Annotated in this window: 19 protein-coding genes and 2 pseudogenes; 11 read left to right on the top strand and 10 right to left on the bottom strand. The window is 66.5% G+C overall.

Annotated features, from left to right (window positions below):
* Positions 1-6: 6 nt before the first annotated feature.
* Positions 7-1314: an acyltransferase family protein gene (locus tag L6444_RS13390; RefSeq protein ID WP_236983236.1), complete on the bottom strand. Its 1308-nt coding sequence runs from the start codon at positions 1312-1314 to the stop codon at positions 7-9.
* Between the two features lie 57 nt (positions 1315-1371).
* On the opposite strand from L6444_RS13390, the gene L6444_RS13395 reads away from it, so the two are divergent.
* The gene (locus L6444_RS13395) at positions 1372-2346 is read left to right on the top strand and encodes an aldo/keto reductase (RefSeq protein WP_236983238.1); all 975 of its coding nucleotides are present in this window, start codon (positions 1372-1374) and stop codon (positions 2344-2346) included.
* Here the strand turns inward: L6444_RS13395 and L6444_RS13400 are convergent.
* Together L6444_RS13400 and L6444_RS13405 are read right to left on the bottom strand one after the other, a co-directional pair.
* Entirely contained in the window at positions 2343-3113 is a 771-nt protein-coding gene (locus L6444_RS13400; protein ID WP_236983240.1) for an acyl-[acyl-carrier-protein] thioesterase, read from the bottom strand. The two genes, L6444_RS13395 and L6444_RS13400, sit on opposite strands and share 4 nt — an antisense overlap.
* The gene (locus L6444_RS13405; protein ID WP_236984109.1) at positions 3106-4506 is read right to left on the bottom strand and encodes an NAD(P)-binding protein; all 1401 of its coding nucleotides are present in this window, start codon (positions 4504-4506) and stop codon (positions 3106-3108) included. The genes L6444_RS13400 and L6444_RS13405 overlap by 8 nt, the downstream gene beginning before the upstream one ends.
* Before the next feature lie 103 nt (positions 4507-4609).
* Between L6444_RS13405 and L6444_RS13410 the strand changes: the two genes are divergently transcribed.
* The 5 genes from L6444_RS13410 to L6444_RS13430 all read left to right on the top strand — a co-directional run bounded on the left by L6444_RS13410 (position 4610) and on the right by L6444_RS13430 (position 11355).
* Positions 4610-5446: an enoyl-CoA hydratase-related protein gene (locus L6444_RS13410; RefSeq protein WP_236983242.1), complete on the top strand. Its 837-nt coding sequence runs from the start codon at positions 4610-4612 to the stop codon at positions 5444-5446.
* Positions 5443-6339, top strand: a complete 897-nt coding sequence (locus L6444_RS13415; protein WP_236983244.1) for an alpha/beta hydrolase fold domain-containing protein — start codon at positions 5443-5445, stop codon at positions 6337-6339. Before L6444_RS13410 ends, L6444_RS13415 begins: the two co-directional genes overlap by 4 nt.
* Positions 6336-7970: a tetratricopeptide repeat protein gene (locus tag L6444_RS13420; RefSeq protein ID WP_236983246.1), complete on the top strand. Its 1635-nt coding sequence runs from the start codon at positions 6336-6338 to the stop codon at positions 7968-7970. The genes L6444_RS13415 and L6444_RS13420 overlap by 4 nt, the downstream gene beginning before the upstream one ends.
* A 271-nt stretch (positions 7971-8241) precedes the next feature.
* Positions 8242-9105 carry a hypothetical protein gene (locus L6444_RS13425; RefSeq protein ID WP_236983248.1) on the top strand — a complete coding sequence of 288 codons (864 nt, stop codon included), beginning with the start codon at positions 8242-8244 and terminating at the stop codon, positions 9103-9105.
* Between the two features lie 255 nt (positions 9106-9360).
* On the top strand, positions 9361-11355 hold the full coding sequence (locus L6444_RS13430) for a PE domain-containing protein (protein WP_236983252.1): 1995 nt from the start codon (positions 9361-9363) through the stop codon (positions 11353-11355).
* Positions 11356-11365: 10 nt separating this feature from the next.
* On the opposite strand, the gene L6444_RS13435 is transcribed toward L6444_RS13430, so the two are convergent.
* The 5 genes and pseudogenes from L6444_RS13435 to L6444_RS13455 all read right to left on the bottom strand — a co-directional run bounded on the left by L6444_RS13435 (position 11366) and on the right by L6444_RS13455 (position 18392).
* Positions 11366-14275 carry an MMPL/RND family transporter gene (locus L6444_RS13435; RefSeq protein WP_236983254.1) on the bottom strand — a complete coding sequence of 970 codons (2910 nt, stop codon included), beginning with the start codon at positions 14273-14275 and terminating at the stop codon, positions 11366-11368.
* Positions 14272-14701 (bottom strand): annotated as a pseudogene (locus L6444_RS13440) (MmpS family transport accessory protein). The gene L6444_RS13435 and the pseudogene L6444_RS13440 overlap by 4 nt, the downstream one beginning before the upstream one ends.
* 186 nt (positions 14702-14887) lie before the next feature.
* Positions 14888-15496: a TetR family transcriptional regulator gene (locus L6444_RS13445; protein WP_236983257.1), complete on the bottom strand. Its 609-nt coding sequence runs from the start codon at positions 15494-15496 to the stop codon at positions 14888-14890.
* A 76-nt stretch (positions 15497-15572) separates the two neighbouring features.
* A complete protein-coding gene (locus L6444_RS13450) occupies positions 15573-16733 on the bottom strand; it encodes an AAA family ATPase (RefSeq protein ID WP_236983259.1) in 1161 nt (386 codons plus the stop codon).
* Positions 16734-16811: 78 nt separating this feature from the next.
* On the bottom strand, positions 16812-18392 hold the full coding sequence (locus L6444_RS13455) for a PecA family PE domain-processing aspartic protease (protein ID WP_236983268.1): 1581 nt from the start codon (positions 18390-18392) through the stop codon (positions 16812-16814).
* A 286-nt stretch (positions 18393-18678) separates the two neighbouring features.
* Here L6444_RS13455 and L6444_RS13460 point away from each other — a divergent pair, with 286 nt between their 5' ends.
* From L6444_RS13460 to L6444_RS13470, 3 genes are all read left to right on the top strand, one after another.
* Positions 18679-19701, top strand: a complete 1023-nt coding sequence (locus L6444_RS13460; RefSeq protein ID WP_236983270.1) for an AbrB family transcriptional regulator — start codon at positions 18679-18681, stop codon at positions 19699-19701.
* A 201-nt stretch (positions 19702-19902) separates the two neighbouring features.
* Positions 19903-20928, top strand: coding sequence for a TauD/TfdA family dioxygenase (locus L6444_RS13465; RefSeq protein ID WP_236983272.1), 1026 nt, complete (start codon positions 19903-19905; stop codon positions 20926-20928).
* Entirely contained in the window at positions 20861-24325 is a 3465-nt protein-coding gene (locus L6444_RS13470) for an MMPL family transporter (RefSeq protein ID WP_236983283.1), read from the top strand. The genes L6444_RS13465 and L6444_RS13470 overlap by 68 nt, the downstream gene beginning before the upstream one ends.
* 27 nt (positions 24326-24352) lie before the next feature.
* Here L6444_RS13470 and L6444_RS13475 read toward each other — a convergent pair whose 3' ends face one another.
* A complete protein-coding gene (locus tag L6444_RS13475) occupies positions 24353-24682 on the bottom strand; it encodes a type II toxin-antitoxin system PemK/MazF family toxin (RefSeq protein ID WP_236983285.1) in 330 nt (109 codons plus the stop codon).
* Positions 24679-24930 (bottom strand): annotated as a pseudogene (locus tag L6444_RS13480) (type II toxin-antitoxin system antitoxin MazE5); the annotation flags it as partial. The pseudogene L6444_RS13480 and the gene L6444_RS13475, both read right to left, overlap by 4 nt.
* Before the next feature lie 105 nt (positions 24931-25035).
* Between L6444_RS13480 and L6444_RS13485 the strand changes: the two are divergent.
* Both L6444_RS13485 and L6444_RS13490 read left to right on the top strand, forming a co-directional pair.
* Entirely contained in the window at positions 25036-25398 is a 363-nt protein-coding gene (locus L6444_RS13485) for a hypothetical protein (protein WP_236983287.1), read from the top strand.
* Positions 25399-26442: a CobW family GTP-binding protein gene (locus L6444_RS13490; RefSeq protein WP_236984111.1), complete on the top strand. Its 1044-nt coding sequence runs from the start codon at positions 25399-25401 to the stop codon at positions 26440-26442.
* The last annotated feature ends 1 nt before the right edge of the window (position 26443 follow it).

Consider the following 26443-nt stretch of genomic DNA (forward strand, 5'->3'; position numbering starts at 1 on the left):
ACGGGTTCAGGTGCATACCGGCTCGGTGCGGCGGGGCCGGCACGCGACGAGCAGTAACCCGACAGCGAAGACGATCGCGGTCAGCCAGGGAAACCGCCCGTTCGGCGCGAAACCGTCAGCGGAGATGAATGCCAGCGCGTAGGAGGTCATCGCCGTGCCGACCAGCATGACCACCGCGGTCCAGCGATCGGTCAGCGCAACGCCGATCATCGGCAACGGTGCGGCAAACAAGCGCCGCAGCCAGAACAGCAGCGCCATCTCCGCCGCCATCACCACGCACAGAATGAACACCCAGGTGAACCGGATCAGCCACCACGCTGTCGTCGCTATCTCGGGCTGCGGCAGCAGGCCGGCCGGGTAGGCGACGACGGCCACCACGATGACCGGCACCATGTGCCACAGATAGAGAGCCATCACATTGTTGTTGGCCACCGCCAGGATTCGTCGCAGCCGCGGCCCGCGCAGCGCCCGATCGACCCAAGGGGCCAGCGCCACCGCGACTCCGGCCTGCGCGCACCCGAACGCCACCAACGCCAGCGTCGGCGGTGTGCTGTTCTGTACGGCTTGGCCGGGGACACCGATCATGCTGGGCGGATACGGCCCCAGCCAGATCAACAGCGCCAGGGCCACCGCGGCGCCCGCCGCCAGCAACAGCGGTCGGCGGCCGCTCAACCGCTCGGTGTACCAGGCGATTCCGAGTTGGTAGAGCAGCCCCCAGCACAGCAGGTAGTTGATCCAGCCCAGGCGGTGGACGTGGCCGCCGATGGTGGCCGCGTCGACCACCGCCACCCCGGCCGCCATTGCCACCGGTACCAGCAGGCCCCAACGATCGTGTGCGGCAATCGCAATCGGTGTCAGCGTCACCACCACGAGGTAGACGGCCAAGAACCACAGGTGCATGGCGAGCGCCCAGCCCGCGTACTGCAACACCGAACCGGGCAGACCCAGACCGAGCAGCAGCAAGACCAGGGCGAAAATCAGGCCGACGTACACCGCGGTGGGCCCGAGCACCCGTGCGATGCGGTGCCGCACCCAGCTCTGCCAAGGCTCGCCGGCCGGTCCCTGCTGACGTGTCCAGGACACCGCACCCGCGTAACCGGCCACCAGAAAGAACGCCGGCACCGCCTGGAAGGGCCAGGTCACCCACTGGGTGAAGGGCAGGTCCACCAGCGGGTTCTCCCGGCCGAACTGGCCGTCGCGGTAGGTGATGGAACTCAGCAACCAATGTCCCAGGACGATCAGGCCCACGCCCGATACCCGGTAATAGTCGACCGCCAGATTTCGGGCGGGCCTCGCCGGCGCTGCGCTGCTCATCACGACGAGCCTAACCGCTGCCGGCTGCGGGCAAGACGCGCGTGTAAACATGTCTGCATGCGACAAGCGCGCTTGGCGGACTTAGAAGTTGGACGCATCGGCCTGGGTGCGATGGGCATGTCCACTGCCTATGCCGGGGCGGGCAGCGACGACGCCGAGTCGATCCGCGCCGTGCACCGTGCCATCGACCTCGGCGTCACCCTGATCGACACGGCCGAGGTCTACGGTCCCTACCGCAACGAGGAACTGCTCGCCCGCGCGCTACGGGGCCGACGCGACCAGGTGACTCTGGCAAGCAAGTTCGGCATGATCTCGCACACCGGGCGCAACGGCCTGGACAGCAGTCCCGCCAACGTCCGCCTCGCGCTGGACGGGTCCCTGCAGCGGTTGGCAACCGATCACATCGATCTCTATTACCAGCACAGGCTGGACCGCGACACTCCCATCGAGGACACGGTCGGCGCGTTGGCGGAGTTGGTGGCGGCCGGGAAAATCCGGCATATCGGGCTCTCCGAGGTGGGGGCGCAGACGATTCGGCGGGCCCACGCCGTGCACCCGATCACCGCAGTGCAGTCCGAGTACTCGCTGTGGACCCGCGATCCGGAGAACGCGGTGCTGCCGGTGCTGCGCGAACTGGGCATCGGGTTCGTCGCCTATTCACCTCTTGGTCGTGGATTCCTCACCGGCGCAATACGTTCCACCGATGCAATCCCAGACACCGACTTTCGCAAGACCAACCCGCGATTCGCCGAGGAGAACTTCCAGCACAACCTGCAGAGCGCCGATCAATTGCGGGCCATCAGCGGCGACGTCGGCGCCACCCCCGCTCAGGTCGCGCTCGCCTGGTTGCTGGCCAAGGGGTCGGACATCGCCGCGATCCCCGGCACCAAACGTGTGGCGCGCGTTGAGGAAAACGTCGGCGCCGACAGTGTGCACCTGTCCGCAGAACAGCTTTCGCAGCTGGACAATCTGCTGCCACCGGCGGGCGACCATCACAGCGCGGCCCAATTGCAGTGGATCGATCGCGACTAAAGAGCGCGAACCATCGCCGCCGCCCGGACGTCCTCTCCGACGGTGAAGTGCACCCGCACCGCGTCGCCGTCGAGCTGGTAACGGAGGCTCAACGGCTCGCCGAACTTGATCGGGCTGCGATACTCGAGCACCGCACGGTACGGCCGTTGCTCCAGTTCGGGTACGCGGCCCAGGATCTCGTGCACGCCATGCCAGTAGATGGTGTTGTTGACATGCTCGAACAGATCGATGTCGGTGCGCCGCAACGGAAAGGGAATCGTGACCGGCTCCGGATCGGTCCCCGTCGGCTCGGTGAGCCACGGCCGCCACTTGAGTCTGTGTTCGTCGGTGGTGGAGCCGAACCGCTGGACGCATTCGTCGGTGAGCCGCGACGGTGTCAAGGTGTCCTTGTTCATGCAGATCCAGAAACCTTGGGTCTCGATCCGCCCGCCCTCGGCGCCGAGGAGCTGCACGCGCATGTTGCACCAGCGGCTGGAAAGACCGGCGCACCAACGCCGGAAGGTGATGTCGCTGGGTATCTCGATCGGCTCGAGCACGTCGATCACCGTGCGCAGCACGATCCAGTGCGGATGAATTTCGGCCAGCTGCGCGTCCGCGAGGTGCTCGGCGCCGACTTCCTGAATGTAGCGGGCGACACCGTCGAGACGTAGCCTGCGGTGTTCGTCGATGTCGGATGTGCCCAGCCGCCAACCGGTTTGGTACACGTATCCTTCGCTGGGCACCGGGACGAGCGGGCTCAGCAATTCGGCCGGGGTGGGGTCAGGCATCGGCAGCCTCGCTGCGCAGCTTCTCCAGCTGCTCGCTGGCCACGTTGAGACGCTTCTGGAACATCGAGACCACCCGCTCGCGCACCCGCGGCTTGTGTGACAGCGGCGGCAGCAGGTCGGCCAGCAGATTCAGCCGCGCGGCGGCCAGCCAGTCGGTCAGGTCGGGGTCGTCGAGCCAGCGGGAGAAGTTACGCAGGTCCGACTGGGTGAGCCGCAACCAGTCCACATCACGGTCTGGGTGTGGAATCGGTTCGCACAGCATGTTTTTCGCCACGTCGTCGTCGTAGGCGAACTCCACGTGCGCGATGAACGCGGCGCTGAACACCTGCTGGCAGCCTGGCACCGCTTGCAGGGTTATCCGGTGCCCGTCGAAAACCGGTGTCGCCGCGCGTTGCGGCGCGCCGTCGGCGGTGCAGTCGATGTAGAGAGCCGACGGCGCGGAGCTCAGCGTCCCTTCGTCGAACACCATGGCGTCGGGTTCGATGCGCTGCACGTGGCCCAGCCGGACCACATCATCGATCCGGCCGAGTTGCTCGTACTCGGGCTGCGACACCGTCGCGCACCGGTACATCGTCGGCCGCACCGACCGGTCCAGGCGAAGCAACGTCCCAGCGGCCTCGAGCCGGTCGAACAGGTCGGCGACCGACGTCGCGGCGTCGATGGAGTCAAGGGTCGCGGCGTAGTTGTCCCGGAATTTCTTGATGAACGCCGGCCCCGGCTGCAGCGTCGCCCGATCGATCCACCACGAATCACGGGGCATGATCCACGTCAGCCGCTGCGCGTCCACCCCGTTGCGCAGCAACCACAGGCAGACGTCGATGCCGGTCTTGCCGGCACCCACCACCACGTACCGTTCCCGCGCCCCGAACTTGGGCAGCTCGTTGGGTGCGATGCAGTCCACGCCCGCCGCGACGTCGTAGGGCGCGGGCCGCATCGACGGAACCACCGCACGCAGATACGTGGCGTCGACGATCCGCCGCGCGGCGCTGACGTCGTATTCGGTGCCGGACAACGTGCGGAACCGGCCGTCGCCGAGGTAATTCGACATCGGGAAGTACTCCACCCGCCCCGACGGCAGGAACTGCTGCTGCATGAGCGCGTCGAAGTACGCGCAGATCTCGCCGACGGGGGCGAGTTCGTTGAGTCCCTGATTCCAGCCGACACTGTCAATAGTGTTGTTGCCCAAGGGTCTTGAGTTCACCCCGTAGTACGCCGACGGCTGGTGCAGCCGCACGAAGGGGTACGCGGTGGTCCAGTGCCCGCCCGGTTGATGCGCCTGGTCGACCAGGACCACACGGGCATCGGATTCGGCGACGAGGGTGTCGGTGAACGCCATCCCCATGGCACCGGCACCTATCACGAGGTAGTCGGTGTCCAATTTCTGGACAGTCATCTGGTGTGCACTCTTATCGGCCTCCTGTTGCGTCACGATAGCGCCTCCCCCCGCGGCCGAGGCGCACCGCAGCCGCACGCGGCAACCGGGTAAGTTTGCCCGGATGGGCGCCGATCTCACCGTCGCAGTCGCGGACGGCGTCGCGCTGCTGACGCTCAACCGGCCCGAACGGCGCAACGCCTACACCGCGGAGATGGGCGCGCTGCTCAATGAGGCATACCGGCAATGCGACGACGACGACGCGGTGCGGGCCATCGTGCTCACCGGTGCGGGACAGGCGTTCTGTGCCGGCGCCGACTTCGCCGCCGGCCGAAGCCCGTTCGACACCCCGGCCGGCGGCTCCGAGTTCACCGCGTCGCCGATCGACCCCGCCGCGTTCGAGCTGCGCACCCCGGTCATCGCCGCCGTCAACGGACATGCCATCGGCATCGGGCTGACCATCGCGCTGCAAGCCGACATCCGCGTCATGGCGTTGAACGCCCAATACGCGGTCGCGCAGGTGCGACGCGGAGTCCTGCCGGACTGCATGTCGCACTGGACGCTGCCGCGCCTGGTGGGCGGGGCCGTCGCAGCCGACCTGCTGTTGACCGGCCGCACCTTCGACGGCACCGAGGCGGCGGCCATGGGGATCGCTACCCGGGCGTTGCCGGGCAACGAGGTGCTCGACCACGCGATGACGGTGGCGCGCGACATCGCGGTCAACGTCGCCCCGATGTCGGCGGCGCTGAGCAAACGCCTGCTCTGGGACACCCTCAGCTACGACTACACCCCACGCCAGGTCGCCGACCTGGAAACCAGGCTGCACCACCGGTTGCTGGGCAGCGCGGATGCCCGCGAAGGTGTCGAGGCGTTCCTGCAGCGCCGGGCGCCGCGCTGGAGCGCGTCGGTGGCGCGGGAGTGGCAGCCGGTGCCGGCCGTGGGGGAGGGGACGTTGCGTTGACCAGCTTGCGGAGCCGGGCGCTGCCGGCACTGCTGCGCTTCACGGGCCGGACCCGCGCTTACGAAAGCGCCGATACGGCCCGTGCGCACATCGAACAACGCGCTCTGCATCGGCAACTTTTCGGGCCGCCGCCTCGGCTGCGCCGCGATGTCGCGGTGGAGTTCGAGTACGGAACGGGTTGGCCCGTCTACACTTTGACCCCGAAAAGGACTCGGGCGGGCCAGGCCGAACGGACCGTCGTCTACCTGCACGGCGGCGGGTGGGTGAACGAGATCGCAAACCAGCATTGGAAATTGGCCGTGCAGATCGCCGCCGAGTCGTACGCGGAAGTGATCGTCCCGATCTATCCGCTGATACCGTTCGCCACTGCCGCAGACGTGGTTCCGGTGATCGCTGACATGGCGATGCGGCATCTGTCGCGCGGGCGCAGCGTGCGACTGGCCGGGGACTCGGCCGGCGGCCAGATCGCGTTGTCGGCGGCTCTGTTGTTGCGCGACGACCACGACGTGGTGATTCCGCAGACCGTGCTGATCTCCCCGGTGCTCGACCCCTGCTTGTCCAACCCGTTCATCGGCGCGGTCGACGATCCGTGGTTGAGCCGCGATGCGCTGCAAGTCTTCGCCGAGCGCTGGCGCGGCGAGTTGGCGGTGGACGACCGCCTGGTCAACCCGATGGCAGCAGAGCTGACCGGGCTCGGCCCGTTGACGGTGTTCAGCGGCACCCGCGACATTCTTAATCCCGATACCCGGCTGTTCGTCGAAAAGGCCGCTGCCGCAAGCGTAGAGGTCGACTACCACGAGCAAGCAGACCTGCTCCATGTGTATCCGCTGACGCCCACGCCGGAAGGCCGGGCCGCGCGTGCGGTGATCGTCAAGCGCCTCGCCGCGCCATGAGCGAGGCGTACTTCGACCTCGGGTCCTACCGCCGTCCCGTCGACACCGCATCCCCGCAAGCGCAGACCTGGTTCGACCGCGGCCTGGTGTGGGCGTACGCGTTCAACCACGAAGAGGCGATCCGCTGCTTCGAACGCGCCCTGGAACACGACCCGGACCTGGCCATCGCCCGCTGGGGCATCGCCTACGCGGTCGGGCCCAATTACAACAAGGCGTGGGAGGCGTTCGACCCCGTCGACCTGGCCACGTCGCTGGCGCGCGCCCGCACTGAACTTCGGCTGGCTGCTCAAGGCCGGGCCAGTGCCGTGGAGCGGGGCTTGATCTCGGCGCTGACCGCCCGGTTCTCCGCCGACGATCTGGACGCCGGTCGCCGCGCCTACGCCTATGCGATGGCAGCGTTGGCAGCCGCTCACACCGATGACGTCGACGTACAGGCGTTGGCCGCCGACGCGCTGGTCAACCTCACCGCGTGGGCGCTGTGGGACACCGCCACGGGTACGCCGGCGCCGGGATCACGGGTGGTCGAGGCCAGGGGAATTCTCGAGGCTGCGCTGGGCGGGCCGGCGGGGCGCGGCCATCCGGGGATCTTGCACATGTACCTGCACACCATGGAGATGTCGGCGACGCCGGAGGTTGCGCTGCCGGCGGCCGATCTGCTGCGCGAGCTCGTCCCCGACGCCGGGCACCTGCGCCACATGCCCAGCCACATCGACGTCCTGTGCGGCGACTACAGCAGCGCCGTGGAGTCCAATCGTGCTGCCGTGCAGGCGGATCGGATGTTCCTCGAGCGTGCGGGCCCGCTGAATTTCTACTCGCTCTACCGGGCGCACGATCTGCATTTCATCGTGTATTCGGCGATGTTCCAAGGGCAATCGCAGGTCGCCCTGGCCGCCGCCGACGAACTCGCGGCACAGCTGACACCCGAGCTGCTGGCCATCCAGTCGCCGCCGATGGCCGACTGGCTGGAGGCGTTCGTGCCGCTGCGAACCCATGTGCTGGTGCGATTCGGCCGCTGGGACGAGCTGATCGCGCAACCGATGCCGCAGGATCAGGATCTCTACTGCAGCACCGCGGCGACCATCTGTTACGGACGCGGTGTCGCGCTGGCGGCCATCGGCCAGCTCGAGCGGGCCGAGGCTGAGCGTTCCGCGTTCACCGCAGCTTACGCTCGGATACCGGGATCCCGGTACCTGTTCAACAACACCAGCCGCGACATCCTGGCGGTGGCCGCCGCCATGCTCGACGGTGAGATCGCCTACCGTGCAGGATGTTTCGAGGAAGCGTTCCAGCACCTGCGGCGCGCCGTCGACCTCGACGACTCGTTGCCCTACGACGAGCCCTGGGGCTGGATGCAACCCACCCGGCACGCCTACGGCGCGTTGCTGCTCGAACAGGGCCACCTCGACCAGGCCGCCGCGGTGTACGCGGCCGACCTCGGTTTGGACCCGACGCTGGCCCGATGCTGCCAGCATCCCGGCAATGTGTGGAGCCTGCACGGCTATCACGAATGCTTGAAACGGTTGGGGCGCAACGACGAAGCGATGATCATCGGCCAGCAGCTCAGGCTCGCCGCCGCACGCGCAGACGTGCCGATTCGGGCGTCCTGCGCCTGCCGGCTGGACACGTTCTAGAGTGCTGCTCATGTCTGAGCAGGCGGCGAGCGGCGCAAAAATCCCGCCAGCCGTGCGGGTTCTGCTTGTCGGCGGAAATCCTGACCACCCGGTTGCCCTGCACCTGACCTCGACTCCGCACGAGGCCAGGCAGTATCGGCAGAAGGTGAAGACGGTCCGCTCGGGGCCCATCGTCCGAGCGTGACACTCGAGGCTAAGTTTGTATAGGTCGCGCAGCCGATGAGGCAGTGGCTGCGGTGGCCATGAACTCAGCGAAGAAGGGCGGCCGAAATTGAGTGAACTGCGCGATATCAGGGAACTGGCCGACAATCCCGACGCCTACCGCGACGAGCTGTTCCGCCGCTGGACCGGTCTGCTCAGCTACCGCTACATCGGCCGCAAGCACTCTTCGATGGACCTCGGCGAGGTCGACAACACCGTCACCATCCGCCGCGACATGCGCAACGAGGCCGGCGGGATCATGGTTGCGCCGCTTGCCATCTCGTCGCCGGAGGGCTGTCAGACCGACATGGTCGCGGTGCCCAACCCGGTGATCGCCTCGGTACAGATCATCGACCCCGGCTTCGATGTCAGCCGCGTCGAGATCGTCGACTCGGGCATCCTGCACCAGGGCCGGACCATGGGCTACGGGCGCTGCAAGATTGTCGACGCCGACAACCCCGACCGGGTGATCGCCTTCAACGAGGGGCAAGGCGCAATCATCGGCACACCACCGGAAGGCCTTGACCGGATGGATGTTTCGGGTACCGAGTTGGCGATCGAGGACTCGCCCGACCTGCCGCCGCTGTGGTCAGCCTTCGGCGCCCGCAAGCGCGCCGACGGCCACTGGGTGTTGCCGGCACTGAGTGCGGAATTGGCCTCGCCCGACGCCGCCCTGCACATCGGCCCCCAACACGTCGTGCTGGAAATCGCCGCCACCGATCTCGCCGCCGAACTGTGCGGAACGCGCAAGGTCCAGGTGGTCAGTTGGCATGTGATGTTCATGTCGCGCGGCAAGGTCGGGCCATTCCGGGTGGCGGGCACCGCGCACGCCGGGGGGCCGGGACGAATCGGTGTGCGCATTCAACTGCACGACGAGGGCAATGGCGATAAAGCCGTCACCTCGGCGGCAGCAATTTTCGATGTGGTGAATTGATTTCGGCCTGCCACGCGGTTCGGATCAGCTTGGCGCGCTGAACGATTGAGGTAGCCGACAGCCCACCGGGGCGGTGCGGCGCACCGACACGATTTAGATGTGTGAATAATTTGAATAAAATGTGAGAACCATTTTTCTCCGCGCATATCGCATTTCCGTGAACCGTCGATCTGATGCGGTGTTTTACTCGAATAATCGCCGGAGTCGTGCAAGCATTTGCCGGTATTCCTGACGTAGCCGAGTGGGAGGTCCCCGATGACGTATCTGAGCGCCGCACCGGACCTGATGGCGACAGCCGCGGCGCAGGCGGCGGGTATCGGCTCATCGATCAGGGCGGCGAACCTGGCGGCGTCGGCTCCGACAAGCACGCTGTTGGCCGCGGCCCAGGACGAGGTGTCGGCGGCGATCGCAGCGCTGTTCTCCGGCCACGCCCGGCAATACCAGGTGCTCAGCGCGCAGGTGCTGGCGTTCCAAGACGAGTTCGTGCACGCGTTGACCGCCGCCGGCGGCGCCTATGCCGCCGCGGAGGCGGCGGGCGCCGGCCCCTTGCAGGGTGCCGCCGACCAGATTCTGGATGTCATCAACGCGCCCACCAACCTTTTGCTGGGCCGCCCCCTGATCGGCGACGGAACCAACGGCGTCGACGGGACCGGCCAAGCGGGTGGAGACGGCGGGATCCTCTGGGGCAACGGGGGTCGAGGCGGGGCGGGCGCGATGGGCGCGCAGGGCGGACGCGGCGGCAACGCCGGGTTGATCGGTAACGGGGGGCCCGGTGGCACCGGCGGCTTCCGAAGCGGCACCGGCGGCACCGGTGGCGTGGGCGGATTGCTGTGGGGCAACGGCGGGGACGGTGGCACCGGTGGCATCGGCGGGTCGATCAACCCCGCCGGGGCCGGTGGCGTCGGTGGCCGCGCCTTGTCGTTCTTCGGCACCGACGGCGCGACCGGCGCGACCGGCCCCTACTACGCGAACCTGTCGATCGTCACCCCGCAAGAAGCCGCCATTCTGATGGGACTGGCGCCGAACGAGAACTTCCTGCTGATCGGCACCGACGGCACGAATCTGAGCAGGGTGCTGGCCGACCCGCTCAACGTGAACTTCCGCGCGTTCATGGAGCAGGGCACCACCTCCGCGTCGACGATCATCGGGCACACCACCGTCTCCAACCCGTCCTGGACCACCATGCAGACCGGTGTCTGGAGCGAGACGGCTGGCGTGACCAACAACGTCTTCACCGGCTGGACCTACGACAACTGGCCCACGGTCTACAACCAGCTCGAGGGCGCCTACGGCGACAACATCTCCACCACCGTCATCGCGAACTGGCCCGTCATCACCGACATCGCCGGCGCCGGCACGTTCCCCGCCGACAAGATCCAGTTCGTCCCGCACGCCGCGAGCGACACCTACTGGGTGGCGTCGCAGAACGAGGTTGCCGCACAAACCATCTCGGCGATCGGGGCGGCCAACAAGAATCAGGGCAACTTCATCTTCTCCTACTTCGTCGGCGTCGACGAGATGGGGCATGAATTCGGTGGCGCCTCCCCGGAATACGCTGCAGCCCTTCGCAATATGGACCACAACCTCGGCCACTACGGCAATGGCACCCTCGGTAGTGGCAGTGGCGTGCTGGGCGCGGTGTCCGACTGGGAGATCACCAACGGCGAACAGTGGGACGTGCTGATGGTCACCGATCACGGTCACATCGACCCCAACCAGTTCAACCGTGGTCACGGTTTCCAATCTCCGCTGGAGACAGCGACTTTCCTGATCTGGGATCAAGCCGGCAACGATATCCATGACGGGTGGATCAACAATTCCTGGCAGATAGTCAGCACCACGCCGACAGTCCTGAACGAGTTCGGCATCCAGCCGCCGGCCTACATGCAGGGTGCGCCGTTGACGGACGCCAGCTTCAGCGGCACCTACGTCAACCCCGCTATCGTCCCCGGCCCGGGCACCAATTTGTTCAACGTGGTCAGCGCCGACTTCGCCGCGCAGGGCTATCCCGATGTCCCGGCCAACCTGATCCTGGACTCGCGTACCGTCGCCGCCACCATTCCCTACCTGGTCTACGACCCGATACAGAGCATCGTCGACGCGGTGCCGCAATTCCTGCAGACACCGGTGTCCTGGCTCGGCGCCGGCGTCTACCAGGCGCTCAACATCCCCGCGCAGATCTACGTCCGGCTCACCGGCGTGACGGGCAACCAGATCATCCCGCCGGTACTGAACCCATTCCTGACTTAGGACGCGCTGGTCACACCGACGTCAGTGCCGCGGAGTCCTGGGCCGACTCGTCGGCGGGCTTGGGCCAGGGGGAGGGAACCGGGCGTTGCCGCACCCGTTGCGGCCACCAGAACCACTTGCCCAGCAGCGCCGCGATCGCCGGGGTCATCAACGACCGCACGATCAGGGTGTCGAACAACAGGCCCAACCCGATGGTGGTGCCGACCTGGCCGATCACCGTCAGCTCGCTGACCGCCATCGTCATCATGGTGAAGGCGAAGACCAGACCCGCCGAGGTCACCACCGAACCGGTGCCGCCCATCGCCCGGATGATCCCGGTGTTCAGGCCGGCGTGGATCTCCTCCTTGAACCGCGACACCAGCAGCAGGTTGTAGTCGGCGCCGACCGCCAGCAGGATGATCACCGACATGGCCAGCACCATCCAGTGCAGTTCGATGCCGATCAGGTGCTGCCAGATGAGCACCGAGAGCCCGAAAGACGCACCCAGCGAAAGCAATACGGTGCCCACGATCACCGCCGAGGCGACCACACTGCGGGTGATGATCAGCATGATGATGAAAATCAGGCACATCGAGGCGATTCCGGCGATCAACAGGTCGTAGTTGTTGCCGTCCCGCATGTCCTTATAGGTGGCCGCGGTACCGCCCAGCAGGATCCTGGAGCCCTCCATGGGCGTGCCCTTGAGCGCCTCGTAGGTGGCCTTCTTGATCGCGTCGATGTGCGTAATGCCTTCTGCGGAAAGCGGATCACCGTCGTGGCTGATGATGAAGCGCACGGCGTGGCCGTCGGGCGAGATGAAGTTCTTCATGCCCTTCTTGAACTCGGGGTTGTCGAACGTCTCCGGAGGCAGGTAGAACGAGTCGTCATTCTTGGAGGCGTCGAACGCCCGGCCCATGGCAGCGGAGTCCTGCTGCGCCCGCTTCTGCTGATCCAGCAGACCCTTCTGGGTCGAATACATGGTCAGCATCATGGTTTTCATGTTCTTCATGTTCTGGATCATCTCGGGCATCAGCGCGTTCATCCGCGGCATCAGCGTGTCGAGGTGATCCATCACCGGCATCAGGCTCTGGATGTCATCGGTCATGGTGTCGATGCCGTCCAGCGCGTCGAAGACCGACCGCAGCGAATAGCACACCGGGATGTCGTAGCAGTGCTTCTCCCAGTAGAAGTAGGACCGGATGGGCCGGAAGAAATCCTCGAAATCGGCCATCTTGTTGCGCAATTCGGCCACGTCCATCGTCATGGCGTGCATCTTGCCGACCATGATGTGCATGTCGTTGGTCATCTGCGCGGTGATGTCCTGCATCTGGACCATGCTGTCGATGGTCGTCTGCATCTCCTCGGACTGCCGTTGCATGTCGGCGATCTGGTCTTCCTGATACTTCTGCGTCATCTGCTGACTGACGCCCTGCATGCTGATCTGGAACGGGATCGAGGTGTGCTCGATGGGCGTGCCCTCGGGGCGGGTGATCGCCTGCACGCGACTGATTCCGGGAACCCTGAAGATCGCCTTGGCGATCTTGTCGATCACCAGGAAGTCCGCGGAGTTGCGCAGATCGTGGTCACTTTCGATGAGCAGCAGCTCGGGGTTCATCCGGGCCTGGGAGAAGTGTCGGTCGGCGGCCTGGTAACCGGCGTTGGCCGGCAGGTCGGCGGGCAGGTAGTTGCGGTCGTTGTAGTTGGTTCGGTAGCCGGGCAGGGTGAGCAGCCCGACGAGCGCAATGCCGATCGTCACCACCAGGATCGGGCCGGGCCAGCGCACGACGGCGGCACCGACCTTGCGCCAACCCCGAATGCGCTGTGCGCGCTTGGGTTCCAGGGTTTGGCGGAAACGCGATGCCACCGAGATCACGGCGGGACCGAGTGTGAGCGCGGCGAGCACCACCACCACCATGCCGATGGCCAACGGGATGCCCAGCGTCTGGAAGTAGGGCAGGTTGGTGAAGTGCAGGCAGAAGGTCGCGCCGGCGATGGTCATGCCGGACCCGAGCACCACATGCGCGGTGCCCTCGAACATGGTGTAGTAGGCGTCTTCTCGGGATTCGCCGACGGCCCGGGCCTCCTGATATCGCCCGATCAGGAAGATCGCGTAGTCGGTGGCGGCCGCGATCGCCAGCGTCACCAACAGGTTGGTGGCGAACGTGGAGAGCCCGATGATCTTGTGATAGCCCAGGAATGCGACCACGCCGCGGGCTGCCGCCAGCTCGAACACCACCATTGCCAGGGTCAGTAGCACCGTGATGATCGACCGGTAGACCATCAGCAGCATCGCGATGATGACGACGAAGGTTGCGGTTTCGATCAGCTGCAAGCTGCGGTCGCCGGCGAGATGCTGGTCGGCTTCCAGCGCCGAGGGGCCGGTGACGTAAGCCTTGACCCCCGGGGGTGGGGTGAGGCTCTTGACGATGGATTGGACGGCCTCGACCGAGTCGTTGGCTCGCGCTTCACCCATGTTTCCGACGAGGTAGACCTGCACGTAGGCGGCCTTGCCGTCGTTGCTCTGCGCTCCGGCGCCGGTGAGTGGGTCGCTCCAGAAATCCTGAACGTGCTCGACGTGCGTGGTATCGGCCTCGAGCTTGCGGACCATCTGGTCGTAGAAGGCGTGCGAGTCGGCGCCGAGCGGATTCTGGCCCTCCAACACGATCATCACCGAGCTGTTGGACTTGTATTCCTTGAATACCTCGCCCACGCGCTTGGTCGCGATCACCGATTGCGCGTCGTCCGGGCTCATCGAGACCGAGCGCATCTTGCCGACCTCGTCGAGCTGGGGGACCAGCACGTTCACCGCGGCGATCAGCGCGATCCAGCCGAGAATGATGGGCACGGCGAAGGTGCGGATGAAGTGTGCGATCTTCGGGCGCGACTTGTGCTCGACGACCGGAATGGCATCGGTGGGTGCGTCGTGAGTGGGAGCGCTCATGCGGATTTCACCATGCAGGAGGTCAGGGCGTGCACGCCGGTGGATGTTTGTTCGTCCTTCACTTCGTCGTCGACGGTGATGCGGCAACCGAGCACATCACCGTCGCTCTGCGCCGAGATGTTCGGGAAGACGGAGGGGGGCGGTGGTGCTGAGCACCAGCGTCCAGGGCAGCGGCGCGCCGTCCAGTCGCTCCGGGGAAGCGCTGAGGTCCAGGTAGTTGATGTTGGCGTGGGTGGCCGAACCGAAGATCTCGTATTTGACGACCTTGGGCTTGAAGGGTTTGGAGTCGTCGACCTTCGCGCTGGTCAGAGTGTCGGCGTTGTCGGCGGCATAGAACGACCTGACTCGGGTCACGGCGAACCCTCCGATGGCCACGACCGCCGCGATCAGCAACGGCAACCAGGCGTTGCGCACGATTCTCGCCATCTGTAGTTATCCGAGCCTTTCTTGGTCGCGCGACGAATCAGGTTGCACTACAAGCGATTTGCCGGCCACGGTTGGGTACGCAGCTCGATGCGGCCCGATGCGTTACGGACGCTGCCGACCGGACCATCAATACATCATGTGCATAATTTGCAGACTATGCAAGTTTATGTAATCCCGGTCACGCCGTCACTTGGTGAAGATGCTGTTGACCAGCGCCGCAGCCCGCTCGACGTAGGGCATCGGTGTGTCGCCGGCGTCCTCCGGCGGACTGCTCGACCACCGTTCAATGCCGGAACGGACCGCGGTCAACGCCAGCGCGGAGATCAGCGCGGCGATCTCGTCATCGGCGGGCAGGCCCTGCCGTTTGGCGACGATGTCGGTTAGCTGCGTCTGGAAGCGTTCCAGGTCGGCGAGGAACGCGGCCAGGACCGCCGGCGTGGTTTTGGCCAGGTCCAGCATGCAGACGGCCTGCTCGCGCTGCGGCGGCATGTCCCGGAGGTGGTGTGCCGCCAGGGTGATCAGTTCGTCCAGCACCACCGGCAGGGGAGCGGGTCCGGCGGCGACGAATTCCTCGGCCAGCTCGGTCGGCAGGTCCGACGGGCCGTAGGCGATCGCGGCTTCCTTGTTCGGGAAGTAGTTGAAGAAGGTGCGGGTGGAGATGCCGGCCTGGACGCAGATCTCTTCGATCGTCACCTTGTCCCAGCCGCGCGCCTGGGCAAGGCGCACCGCAGCCCCGCGGATGTCCGCGCTGGTTTGGCGGCGGCGTCGCTCGCGGAGACCGAGTGGATTGGCCATAGCTTCCAATAATTGCACGTTCTGCACATTTTGCACTCCCACAGTGCGACGCACCGGCGTTGTGCGATCTCCTGAGCTACCGCTTTCCCCAATCCCACGGTGGTGTCGTCACCGGGGTCTGGCCTGCGATCCGGGTCTCGCCGAAGTCCTTATACAGCTCGATCCGCGCGGTCTCGTCGTCTTCGAGGTTTTGCAGCAACACGTTCGAATGGGTGACCACCACCACCTGCGTCTGCTTTGCCGCGACCCGTATCAGCGACGCCAGTGGCGCTACGAGGCTCGGATGCAGCGAGGTCTCCGGCTCGTTGAGCACCATCAGCGACGGCGACTGCGGACTCAGCAGCGCGGCGGCCCAGAGCAGGAATCGCAGTGTGCCATCGGATAATTCAGCCGCGCGTAGTGGCCTCAGCATGCCGGGTTGGCGCAGCTGAAGGTCGAACAGGCCGTCGTCGACGTCCACGGCGATGGTGGCGCCGTCGAACGCGTCGGCGACGGCGCGGTTCAGGTCGTCGAACCCGGCTTCGATGATGGTCTGGATGGCTGCGGCCAGATCGCGACCGTCGTCGGACAGCACCGGGGTGCGGGTGCCCACCTGCCGTTGTCGCGCAGGGGCTTTGGCGTCGACGCGGAAGCCGTCGTAGAAACGCCAGCCGCGCAGCCGTCCCCGCACCGCCGCGAGTTCCGGAAGTGCTTGCGGGTGAGCGTATTCGGTGAGCACGCTGCGATACGACGGCAGGCTGCGGGTGAGCTCGTCGAAGCCGCTGCCCGAATCGCTGCTCACTTCGGCGAATTCGCGGGTTCGTTGGACCAGCACGGTGCCGCGCCGCAACACCGGGCCGGCGAAGAGCACCTCACGCTTGATCTCCGGGTCGTGCGCAAAAACGGTACCCTGTCCGGCCATCTGCGGTATACCGAGATCGGTCAGATAGCCGAAATCGTCTGCGGCGAAACCGAGTTCGAGCGAGATGGGACGGGTGCGCACGGTGCCTTGGGTCTTGCCCTCGCGGCGGGCGCCGCCGAGTTGTTCGGGCCCGGCCCACAGCGCCGACTGCAGCCCGCCCTCGCGGGCCAGCGAGCCGATCACCTCGCCGCGGCCACAGTCGGCCAGCAGGCGCAGGGCGCGGTACACCGACGACTTACCGGTGCCGTTGGCGCCGGTGACGACCGCCAGGCGGCCCAGCGGTATTACGACTTCGCGCAGCGAGCGATAGCCGCGGACCGCGATCGTCTGGAGCATGAACGCGACTCTAGCGGTGCGCTCTGACAATCAGGCCTGGCGCGGAAACGGCAGTCGGGCAAGACAATCCGTGGGGAATCAGGGGATCGGTTTATAGACAATGGTCGTTCCACCGGGCTGGGTGTAGTCGATGGCAATCGGCCGGTTGTTGAACGGCCAGAACCCCGTGTTCATCAGGCCGGACGAGATGACGGTGGGTTGATACTGGCTGGTGGTGAATGTATACAGCTCCTTGGTCATTCCTGCGTCGGCATACACCGTATAGATTCCGGGCGGCAGGCTGGAGGCGCCATTGATCACGAACGACGGCATCGTTCCGTTCACGCCACCGGAATCTATGATCGACGGCACACTGATCGGCGTTGCGCTTTGGGGCGTAGTCACATACAAGGTCGTGATTGGTGACCCGCCAGGAATCGAGAAGGCCTGGCCGGTCGTCGGCGGGGTACCGAAGACCATCTTGTCCTCGGGGATGCTGATGTACACACCGTTTGCCAGGTCGCCCGGCAATGACTGGTTCGGGATGCTCGGGCCGGGCCCGACCGCGTTCGGCCCCAAGCCCAGCACGCCGTCAACTCCCGCCGACGCGAAGTAGGCGTCGAACGGCGTGGTGAACGGGTTGGTGAGGAATGCCTGGAAGTAGGCCGACAGCGCGTAGGACGACGTCGGAATTGAGAAGAGCACGACATCGACACCGGTGTTAGAGGCGACGATGCCGTTGCCGAAGTCGACCGTGGTGGGAAAGGTGGCATAGAGGTAGGTCAGCCCGCCGCTGTAGGCGCTCACGTTGAACCCGGTGGGCAAGCCCATCTTCAGCAGCCCCGGCACCCCGCCCACGTCTTTGAGGGACATGACCAGGCCCTTGGATCCGGTGTCGACCAGGATGGGGGTGTTGCCTCCGCCGTTGACGTTGAGGTTCACCACCGGTTCGGTACCGGCTACCAGTTGCATTGGGACCGTCCGGCCATCCATCCCCGCGCCGCTGACACCGTAGTTGCCCCACAAAATGCCGGCGCCGCCGCCCGTGCCGCCGAGGCCGAGGCCATTGGCGCCGCCAGGGCCACCCGCACCGCCATTGCCCCCGTTGCCGATCAGCCAGCCGCCGTTGCCGCCGGCGCCGCCAGTCCCGCCGCCCGGGCCGCCCGCACCGCCGGCGCCGCCATTGCCGATGAAGCCGGCCGAACCCCCGGCCCCGCCGGCGAGGCCACTGCCGCCCGTCTGCGAATAACCGTTACCGCCGTTACCCCAGAGGAACCCGCCGGCCCCGCCGTTGGGGCTGGCGGCCGTGCCGTTGGCGCCGTCACCGATCAGCGGTCGCCCGAACAACAGCTCGGTGGGCGCGTTGATCACGTCGAGCACCGGATCCAGCAACGACGCCGCCGCCGACTCGGCGGAGGCGTACGACCCCGACGCCAGGCCCAGCGACTGCACGAACTGCTGGTGGTAGGCGCTGATCTGCAGGTTGAGCGCCTGGTATTCCTTGCCGAGATCGGAGAAAAGTGTCGCAACAGCGGTGGACACCTCGTCGGCGGCCGCGGTCGCAATCCCGGTAGTCGGAACTGCGGCGGCGGCGTTAGCCGCGGACAGGGATGAACCGATGTTCCCCAGATCTGCTGCCGCCGCGGTCAGCCAGTCCGGAGACACGGCTAGAAACGACACGTCGCCCCCCTAACGTAGATCACCGCTGTGCGGATAGAGCCTATCCAGTTCCCGCCCCGACATCTCGGCTTTCCGCCCACCGGTCCCGCTACATCAGATATTCACACATTCGGTCGTCGCGGGCAGCGCAGACCTAGCGCTGGCGCCTGCATCCCTGCGCCGAGAGTGAACACCACGACGCGACATGCCGATCAGCCGTCGTAGAAATCACACTCGGCTGGGGGCGCTGGCCGGCGCAACCTGCGCATCAAGAATCCGCCAAGGCCGCTGGTGGACCGTCTCAGCCATGAACACGATCGAGCTGGGCATCATCGGAGTCGTCGTCGGAACTTTCGCCTGGTTGTTGGGCCGCTACACGCCGAAGGCGGTGTCGGGCGCGGGTTTGGCCGCCCAGGGTGTGCTGGGGGTGTGCACCGGCCTGCTGGTGCAGAACATCTCGTTCGCCGCGCTGGGCTCCCAATGGCCGATCGTGGTCGCGGTCGCCGTCGGCACCCTGCTGATCAGCGTCGCGGGCGGCGCCTTGTTGGGTCTGCACCGCGACGTCACTCCGCTGACCGGCGGGCTCTCCCTGGTCGCCGGCGGGTCCTCCGGGCTGGTGTCGATCGCCCGCGAACTCGGCGGCGACGACCGGGTCGTAGCCGCCGTCCAGTACCTGCGCGTTGCGCTGATCACCGCCGCGATGCCTGTCGTCGCGAGCGTCTTCTTCCACGGCGCCGGCGCCCAAGAAGCGCAGACCAGCCAAACGTCTTCTATCCCTTGGTATTTCGAACTTCCGCTGATCGCGGTCATCGTCGTGGTCGGTACGGTTGCCGGCCGCCGGGTGCGCCTTCCGGGGGCGGGATTGCTCGGCCCGATGGCGATCACGATCGTGCTGGGATTCTCCGGGCTGACCGCCGGCTTCGCCGTGCCGATCATGCTGGTCCAGGGCGCGAGCATCTTCATCGTCTGGCAGACCGTGCTCGAGTTCGACCGCGCCTCGCTTCTCGCCATCAAGCGGATCCTGCCCGGTGCGTTCGGGCTGATCATGGTGCTCAACGTCGCCTCGGCAGGCATGGGCGTGCTGCTGGCCAAGGTGGCCGGGCTGAGCATGCTCGACGGCTACCTCGCCACCAGCCCCGGCGGCATCTACGCGGTGCTCGGCACCGCCGCCGGGTCGGGTTCCAACGTGACGTTCGTGATGGCCACCCAGGTGATCCGCGTCGTCATGATGCTGTTCGCCGCGCCCTTCATCGCTCGGCTGTTCCTGCGCTTCACGCCGCGGCAGCAGGCCACGGTGATTGCGCCGAGCCGGGAGCTCGTCGCCGCCTGAAAGCCTCACAAACCGGCGCCCCCGATCAATCGGATCGGGGGCGCCGGCTTTGCGGCCGCAGCGTCAAATGCCGCGGCTGCCCGTGCGTCGTCGTGCCAGCTCACCAGGCGCAATGAGGCCAATGCACGCTTTTTAGAAATTCCCAAGCGCCTCAGTCCAAACTCATAGAAACGCACCACTGCGAGAGAAGGGGATGAGATCATGGGGACAGCTACCGAAACCCGCAAGAGGATCGAACTGCTGATGGGCAACGAGTCAGCCAACGCGCAGTCGGCCACCCAGCGCGAACCGATCGCCGGGCCGTCGGCCTGGAATCGCGACAGCATCCACGCCTGGGACTACCTGATCGGTGTCGGCCCGCGTCAGGTGGAAGCCTGCCTGCGCATCCGGGACGGGCTGCGGCGCCGCGGCCGCCGGCTCGACACCATCACCCCGGCGGACTTCCAGGAACCCGAGCTCGTCGAGATCGCCCGTGCCATGCGCCACTGCCTGCGCCTGGGCCCCGGCTTCTGCGTGCTGCGCGGCCTGCCGCTGGACGGCTGGACGGACGAGGAAGCCTCGATGCTGTACTGGGGCCTGGGTACCTACCTGGGTGGGCCGCAGCCGCAGAACAAGCAGGGCGACCGAGTCTACCTGGTCCAGGACACCGGACAGTCGGTCGCCGAGGCCCGTGGCTCCAAGACCAACTCCGAGCTGATCTACCACACCGACTCCGCCTGCGCCTACGCCGGCAGCCGGCCCGACGTGCTGGGACTGCTGTGCCTGCGCAAGGCCGTGTCGGGTGGCGAGTCGCTGATGGTCAGCGGCCACACCGCCTACAACGCGGTGCTGGCCAGCAACCCCGAACTGGTGGAGGAACTCTACGGCCAGTTCTGCTTCGACCGCTCGCACGAGACCGAGCCGGGCGAGAACCCGTTCACCGACGGCGCTATCTTCACCGACACCACCGACGGCGTCCAGATCCGGTACAACCGGCTGCACATCGAGCTCGGCCACTACCGCAGCGGCCGGCCGCTCACCGACCGGCAGCGCCAGGCGCTCGACGCCTTCGACCGCGCGCTGAACGACCCCGCCAACGCGGTCGAGTTCACCCTGAACCCCGGCGATGTCTTTTTCGCCGACAACCACGTGACGCTGCACAACCGCCGCGCGTTCGTCGATGCCCCCGAGGTGGAGGCCCGGCGGTGCCTGGTCCGCCTGTGGCTGGCCGGCGAACCGCGCAACTGACCGTCGACACACCGGGCAAAGCGGGCCTAGATTCACGCTGTATCGCATTGAGAAAGCGTCAAGGCCCGCCCGGCACACTGCTGCAGACAGCACGACGATCACGGGGAAGAGGCAGGACATGTTGAGGCGATTGGCGGCATTAACCGTGCGGCGCCCCAAGACCGTGTTGCTGGCCGTCCTGGTCCTGCTCGGTGTCAGCGTCGCGCTGAGCGGTTCGGTGTCCGACAAGCTCGGGACCGGCGGCAACACCGACCCGGCGTCGGAATCGTCGAAGGCCGACGAATACCTGGACCAACATTTCGGCACCACCGCGAATCTGGTGATCCAGCTGCTCCCGCGCGAGGGAACCGTGGAGAGCCCCGAGGTCGCAGCCGTCAAGGACCGCGTGCTGCGCGTCATCGCCGAAGAGTCCAAGGCGAAGGTCACCCGGGCGTTCGGCGACGAAGGAACCTCGGATCTGCGCAGCAAGGACGGCCGATCCGGCCTCGTCCTGGTGCACGTCGGGGGAACGTCGGACGAGGCCGCCGAAACGGCCAAGAAGATCATCGCAAACCTGCCGCACGACGCGAACGTCACGGTGCGTGCGGGCGGAGCGCTCGGCGTCCAGCAGGAGATCCGCGACAAGGTCAAACACGACCTCAAAACGAGCGAGAGCATCGCGGTGCCCATCTCGCTGGCCGTGCTGGTGATCGTCTTCGGCGGTCTGATCGCCGCGGTGCTGCCGGTGGTGGTCGGCGTGGTCTCGATCGTCTCCACCCTGTCGGTGTTGCTGCTGTTGACCTCGGTCACCGACGTGTCCGTGCATGCCCTGACCGTCACCACGGCGTTCGGCCTCGGGTTGTCCATCGACTTCGGTCTGCTGATGGTGTCGCGGTTCCGCGAAGAACTGGCTAACGGCAAAGCTCACCATCCGGCCGTCATCGCCACCGTCAATACCGCCGGCCGCACAATTCTGTTCAGCGCGGCGACGGTCACTCTGGCGATGACCAGCCTGCTGGTCTTTCCCACCTACTTCCTGCGCTCCGTCGGTCTGGCCGCCACCGCCACGGTCCTGCTGTCGGCGTTCAGCGCGATCGTGGTGCTGCCGGCGTTGCTGGCGCTGCTTGGAAAACGTGTCGATTCCCTGTCGGTCATCCGCCGCAAGGTGCCGCCGTCGGCGGATTCCATGTTCTGGCGGCGGTTTGCCGAAGTCGTGACGCGGCGGCCGATCCTGTATGCGCTGCCGGTCGTCGCGCTGCTGTTGGGGCTTGGCGTCCCGTTCCTCAACGTGCAGTTCGCGACACCCGACGAACGCGCGCTGCCTGATGACTCGAGCGCCCGGCTGGTCGCCGAATCACTGCAGCGGGACTTCCCGCTGGACCCGTCGCAAGCGGTCACCCTGGTGACCCGCAACGACGCCGCCGTACTGCAGAACCTCGCCCCCGACATCTCAAGGATGGACGGCGTCGTCATGGTCACCGGCCCCATCGGCAGGTTCGAGCACGGCCAGGCGGTCGGAGCGACGCCCGCGGTCTCGGGATCCAGCTACGCGATCGTCTACCTGTCGGTGCAGGCGGACTCCGACACCGCCCAGCATCTGGTCCGCGACATCCGGGCCAAGATCACCAACCGGCAGGTCGAGGTGGGTGGCCCGACCGCCACGCTCATCGACAGTCAGGCCGCGATCGGTGACAAGCTGCCGTTGGCGATCGGCCTGATCGCCGGCGCCACCTTCATCCTGCTGTTCCTGTTCACCGGCAGCGTCGTGGTCCCGGTCAAGGCACTCGTGCTGAATCTGCTTGTGCTGAGCGGGGTTCTGGGCATCATGGTCTGGGTTTTCCAGGAAGGACATCTGGCTGCGCTGCTGGGCATCACTCCGGCGCCGCTGAATCTGTCCATGGTCGTGCTGCTGTGCGCGATCGCCTTCAGCCTGTCCGTCGACTACGAAATCTTCCTGCTCAGCCGGATCAAGGAAGCCCGCGACTCCGGGCTGTCGAATACCGCGTCCACCGTCATCGGGCTGGGCCGGGTGGGCCGGATCGTCACCAGTGCGGCGCTGTTGCTGACGATCACGCTGGTCTCGTTCGCCAACGGGCTGTCCTTCATGAAGATGTTCGGCATCGGCACGGCGCTGGCCGTCGTGATCGACGCATCGATCATCCGCGGTGTCGTCGTGCCTGCCTTCCTGCAGCTCGCCGGTGACCTCAACTGGTGGGCGCCACGACCGCTGCGATGGCTGCACGACCGCATCGGCATCAGCGAAGGGCCGTCGGACGTCGAAACGGTCCTGCCCGCCGAAGCGCCGGCCGTGCCCGCCCCGCAGGAGGCCGCGGTGCCGGCGGTGCAGCAGGCCGTCGAGACGCCGACGCCGGCCCCGCTGCCGGCCGAGATCGAGGTCATCCCCGGTCAGCATCTGGTGTCCAACGTCAACGGCACGGTGATCGTGGTGGCCCACCGCGAGCGGGCCCCGTTGTCTCAGCACTCGATCGGCGCCCAGCAGATGGCGGCGCTGGTCGACATGGTGGCGCGCACCGACCCGCAGAAGTTGGTCGCCGCGTTCGCCAAGCTGGCGCGCGAACCCTGGGATCACACCATGGTCGACATCGGCATCATCATGCCGACGTCCACCGGCCTCGAGATCCTGCTGTGCGGCAGCGTCACCGTCGCACTCGACGACGGCATCGCGCAGACCGTGCTGCGCGGTCGTGGCCGCCTGGTGCATCGTTCGGTGCCGGTGCCCACCGTCGCAACCGTCATCACCGTCGACGAATTCGGCGCGCGACCGCACCTCGCCCCGGAGGGTGGCGGTATCTACAAGCTCACCGGCGGAACCGTGCCGGGCCAGGGCGCTGTGATGTGGTCCACGCAGCTCGCGTCGGCACCCCGGCCGGCGCCCGCGGCGGCACCGAACTGGCCGGCGAGCGCGCCAAAAGAGCACGACAGCAACCGAATTCCCGTCCTGGCGACACCCGCGGCGGCGCCGCAGAAGCGGTGGCTCTCCCTCGACGACGGCTCTCGCATCGACATCGACCGGGACTGCGTCATCGGCCGGGACCCGAACGGTTCGGACGCGGCGCAGCGCGGACTTCGCCCGGTCCGCATCGACGACCACTCCGGTGAGATGTCGCGGGCACACGCCGAAGTGCGCATCGTTGGTGGGGAAGTGGTGATCGTCGACCGTAACTCCACCAACGGGGTCTTCGTGCGGGATGCGACGGGGGTGCGCTGGATCCGGCTGAAACCGTGGGAGCCGACTCTGTGGCAACCCGGTGCTTACGTGCAGGTCGGTGGCCGGATACTCCGGTTACATGTCAGCGCCGACGAAGCCGCCCAACATGGCCCCCGCGTCCAGGTGCACCACGGCGTGGCACGGCGGCCGCAGGTGGGCCAGGGCTACGGCCTGGTTATCGCGAATTAGATTGCAGCACAATTAAATCTGTGTATCTCAGCGCGAGCAGTCGACCGCGATCTCGAGCGCTGTGCAGATGGCGCTCATCCGCGCATCGGCGAGCCGGCCGAGCCGATCAACCAACATAGCGACCGAAACGCTTTCGACGGAGTCCAGATTCACCGCTGACCGGCGCGGGATCGTGTCTGAACCGGGTTCCAGGATGACTTCGCTGGACAAACCCCGGATGGTTGTGGTGCAGGGAGCGACCAGAGCGCGTCGGAGGCGGGGGATCGCCGCATCACGCGACAGCACGACAACCGGCCGTCGCCCGACCGCGGGTATCTCACACCACCAGACCTCGCCTCGCGCTGGGAGTGCAATCACGAATCACCGGCCGCCCGCCGCCACGATGCCAGGTCGCCCCACTCGTCGGGCTCGTCGATCGGATGTGTGTCGTAGGCCGCATAGCTCGCCTCCACCTCGGCTTTGCGATGAAGAGCCAGCAGCGCCCCGAGAGCCTCGTCGACGAGAGCAGCATCGGTGACACCCGCTCGCAGACCGCGTGCGTTGTTCAGCAGCTCCGCGTCGACGGTAGTGCTCAGGCGTATGCGAGCCATGCCACAATCATGCCACGTTTTTCCGCGGTGAGTGTTCTGCGCGGCCCTTGCGTAGGCGATGCGGGGGATTAGTCTTCTTGCAAGCAACTTGCCGTCTTCGAGCAAGGAAGAGGACCTGCGTTGGCAATTCGCTGGATCACCGCGTTGACATTCGTGGCGGCAGCATTCTCGCTGCTGCTCGCGCCGGTTGCTCACAGCGCCGTCGGCACTTTCCCGGTTCCCCAGTCGCCGTGCAATCTGCCGACCGACCGGAGTCTGATTTTCTGGCAGCGCACTCCCGGCATGCCGGATCATGCCAGGTTCATCAGCGAGTCGGACGTGTACAACTGCCGGCCCACGCTGGAGACTTGGAGCGCCGGCCTGCCGACCGGGCCCGGCAACTGCTCCAAGATCGCCTGGTCGACGGACAATCCGAGTTACGTCCCCAACCAGATTCCCTCGCCGCCCTTGAAGAAGATCATCGCGCAGGTGGGTGACTGCTAACTGGCAGGTCAATCGCGCCGGCCGGCGTCGACCTCGATACCGGTCATCGCGCTCACCGGGCATCTCGGTGCTGGCAAGACCACACTGCTCAACCATCTCCTGCGTAGTCCCGGCACGCGAATCGGGGTGGTGGTCAACGACTTCGGCGAACTCAACGTCGACGCCTCGTTGGTGGCCGGCCAGATCGACGAGCCGGCCTCGATCGCCGGCGGCTGCATCTGCTGCCTGCCCGACGACGGCGGCCTCGACGAGGCCCTGGCCAAGCTCGCCGACCCGGCCCGGCGCCTCGATGCCATCCTCGTCGAGGCCAGTGGGCTGGCCGACCCGGTGGCCATCGCGCGCATCATCGGCTTCAGCAAGTTGTCCGGTGTGCGGCCCGGAGGACTGGTCGACGTCATCGACGCGGTCCATCATTTCGACACCGTCGATCGCTCCCAGCTGCCGCCGGCGCGGTACGGCGCGGCATCGCTGGTCGTGGTCAACAAACTCGACCAGGTGCCTGAGGACGACCGGCGGGCCCTCATAGCGCGCGTCGAACACCGTGTAGCGCAACGAAATCCGCGGGTACATGTGGTAGGTACCACGGCCGGCCGGATCGATCCGGCGTTGTTGTTCGACCCGCTGGGGACCGCGGAGGAGGAGGCCGGGCAGCTGTCGTTCCGCGAGTTGCTGGACGACTTCGATCATGACCATGACCACGTTCATGCCCACAGCGTCTCCGTCAGCAGCGCGGGGTGCGTGGACCCTGATGCGCTGTGCGACCTTCTCGAGGATCCGCCGTCCGGGGTGTTTCGGATGAAAGGCGTGGTGGCGGTGCGACACGGTTCATCAGTTCGGACCTACGTCGCCAACCTGGTGGGTAGTGCGATCCACGTCGGGAAGGCGCCACCGCGTGCCGTCGCGAACTGTCTGGTGGCGATCGGGATGGAGTTCGACGTGGCCGCCGTGCGTGCCCGGTTGGACCTGACGCTGCAGCCCGCCGCCGGGCCGGCCCCGGCCGCAGGGCTGCGGCGGCTGCAACGCTACCTACGGCTCAGTGTGTGAC

This window comes from Mycobacterium kiyosense (assembly GCA_021654635.1).
GTDB lineage: Bacteria > Actinomycetota > Actinomycetes > Mycobacteriales > Mycobacteriaceae > Mycobacterium > Mycobacterium kiyosense.

What these genes read in the sequence shown, in the direction of transcription:
- L6444_RS13390 (WP_236983236.1), bottom strand. Translation starts at nt 1,314, where the DNA reads ATGAGCAGCGCAGCGCCGGCGAGGCCCGCCCGAAATCTGGCGGTCGAC.
- L6444_RS13395 (WP_236983238.1), top strand. Translation starts at nt 1,372, where the DNA reads ATGCGACAAGCGCGCTTGGCGGACTTAGAAGTTGGACGCATCGGCCTG.
- L6444_RS13400 (WP_236983240.1), bottom strand. Translation starts at nt 3,113, where the DNA reads ATGCCTGACCCCACCCCGGCCGAATTGCTGAGCCCGCTCGTCCCGGTG.
- L6444_RS13405 (WP_236984109.1), bottom strand. Translation starts at nt 4,506, where the DNA reads ATGACTGTCCAGAAATTGGACACCGACTACCTCGTGATAGGTGCCGGT.
- L6444_RS13410 (WP_236983242.1), top strand. Translation starts at nt 4,610, where the DNA reads ATGGGCGCCGATCTCACCGTCGCAGTCGCGGACGGCGTCGCGCTGCTG.
- L6444_RS13420 (WP_236983246.1), top strand. Translation starts at nt 6,336, where the DNA reads ATGAGCGAGGCGTACTTCGACCTCGGGTCCTACCGCCGTCCCGTCGAC.
- L6444_RS13430 (WP_236983252.1), top strand. Translation starts at nt 9,361, where the DNA reads ATGACGTATCTGAGCGCCGCACCGGACCTGATGGCGACAGCCGCGGCG.
- L6444_RS13435 (WP_236983254.1), bottom strand. Translation starts at nt 14,275, where the DNA reads ATGAGCGCTCCCACTCACGACGCACCCACCGATGCCATTCCGGTCGTC.
- L6444_RS13445 (WP_236983257.1), bottom strand. Translation starts at nt 15,496, where the DNA reads ATGGCCAATCCACTCGGTCTCCGCGAGCGACGCCGCCGCCAAACCAGC.
- L6444_RS13450 (WP_236983259.1), bottom strand. Translation starts at nt 16,733, where the DNA reads ATGCTCCAGACGATCGCGGTCCGCGGCTATCGCTCGCTGCGCGAAGTC.
- L6444_RS13460 (WP_236983270.1), top strand. Translation starts at nt 18,679, where the DNA reads ATGAACACGATCGAGCTGGGCATCATCGGAGTCGTCGTCGGAACTTTC.
- L6444_RS13465 (WP_236983272.1), top strand. Translation starts at nt 19,903, where the DNA reads ATGGGGACAGCTACCGAAACCCGCAAGAGGATCGAACTGCTGATGGGC.
- L6444_RS13470 (WP_236983283.1), top strand. Translation starts at nt 20,861, where the DNA reads ATGCCCCCGAGGTGGAGGCCCGGCGGTGCCTGGTCCGCCTGTGGCTGG.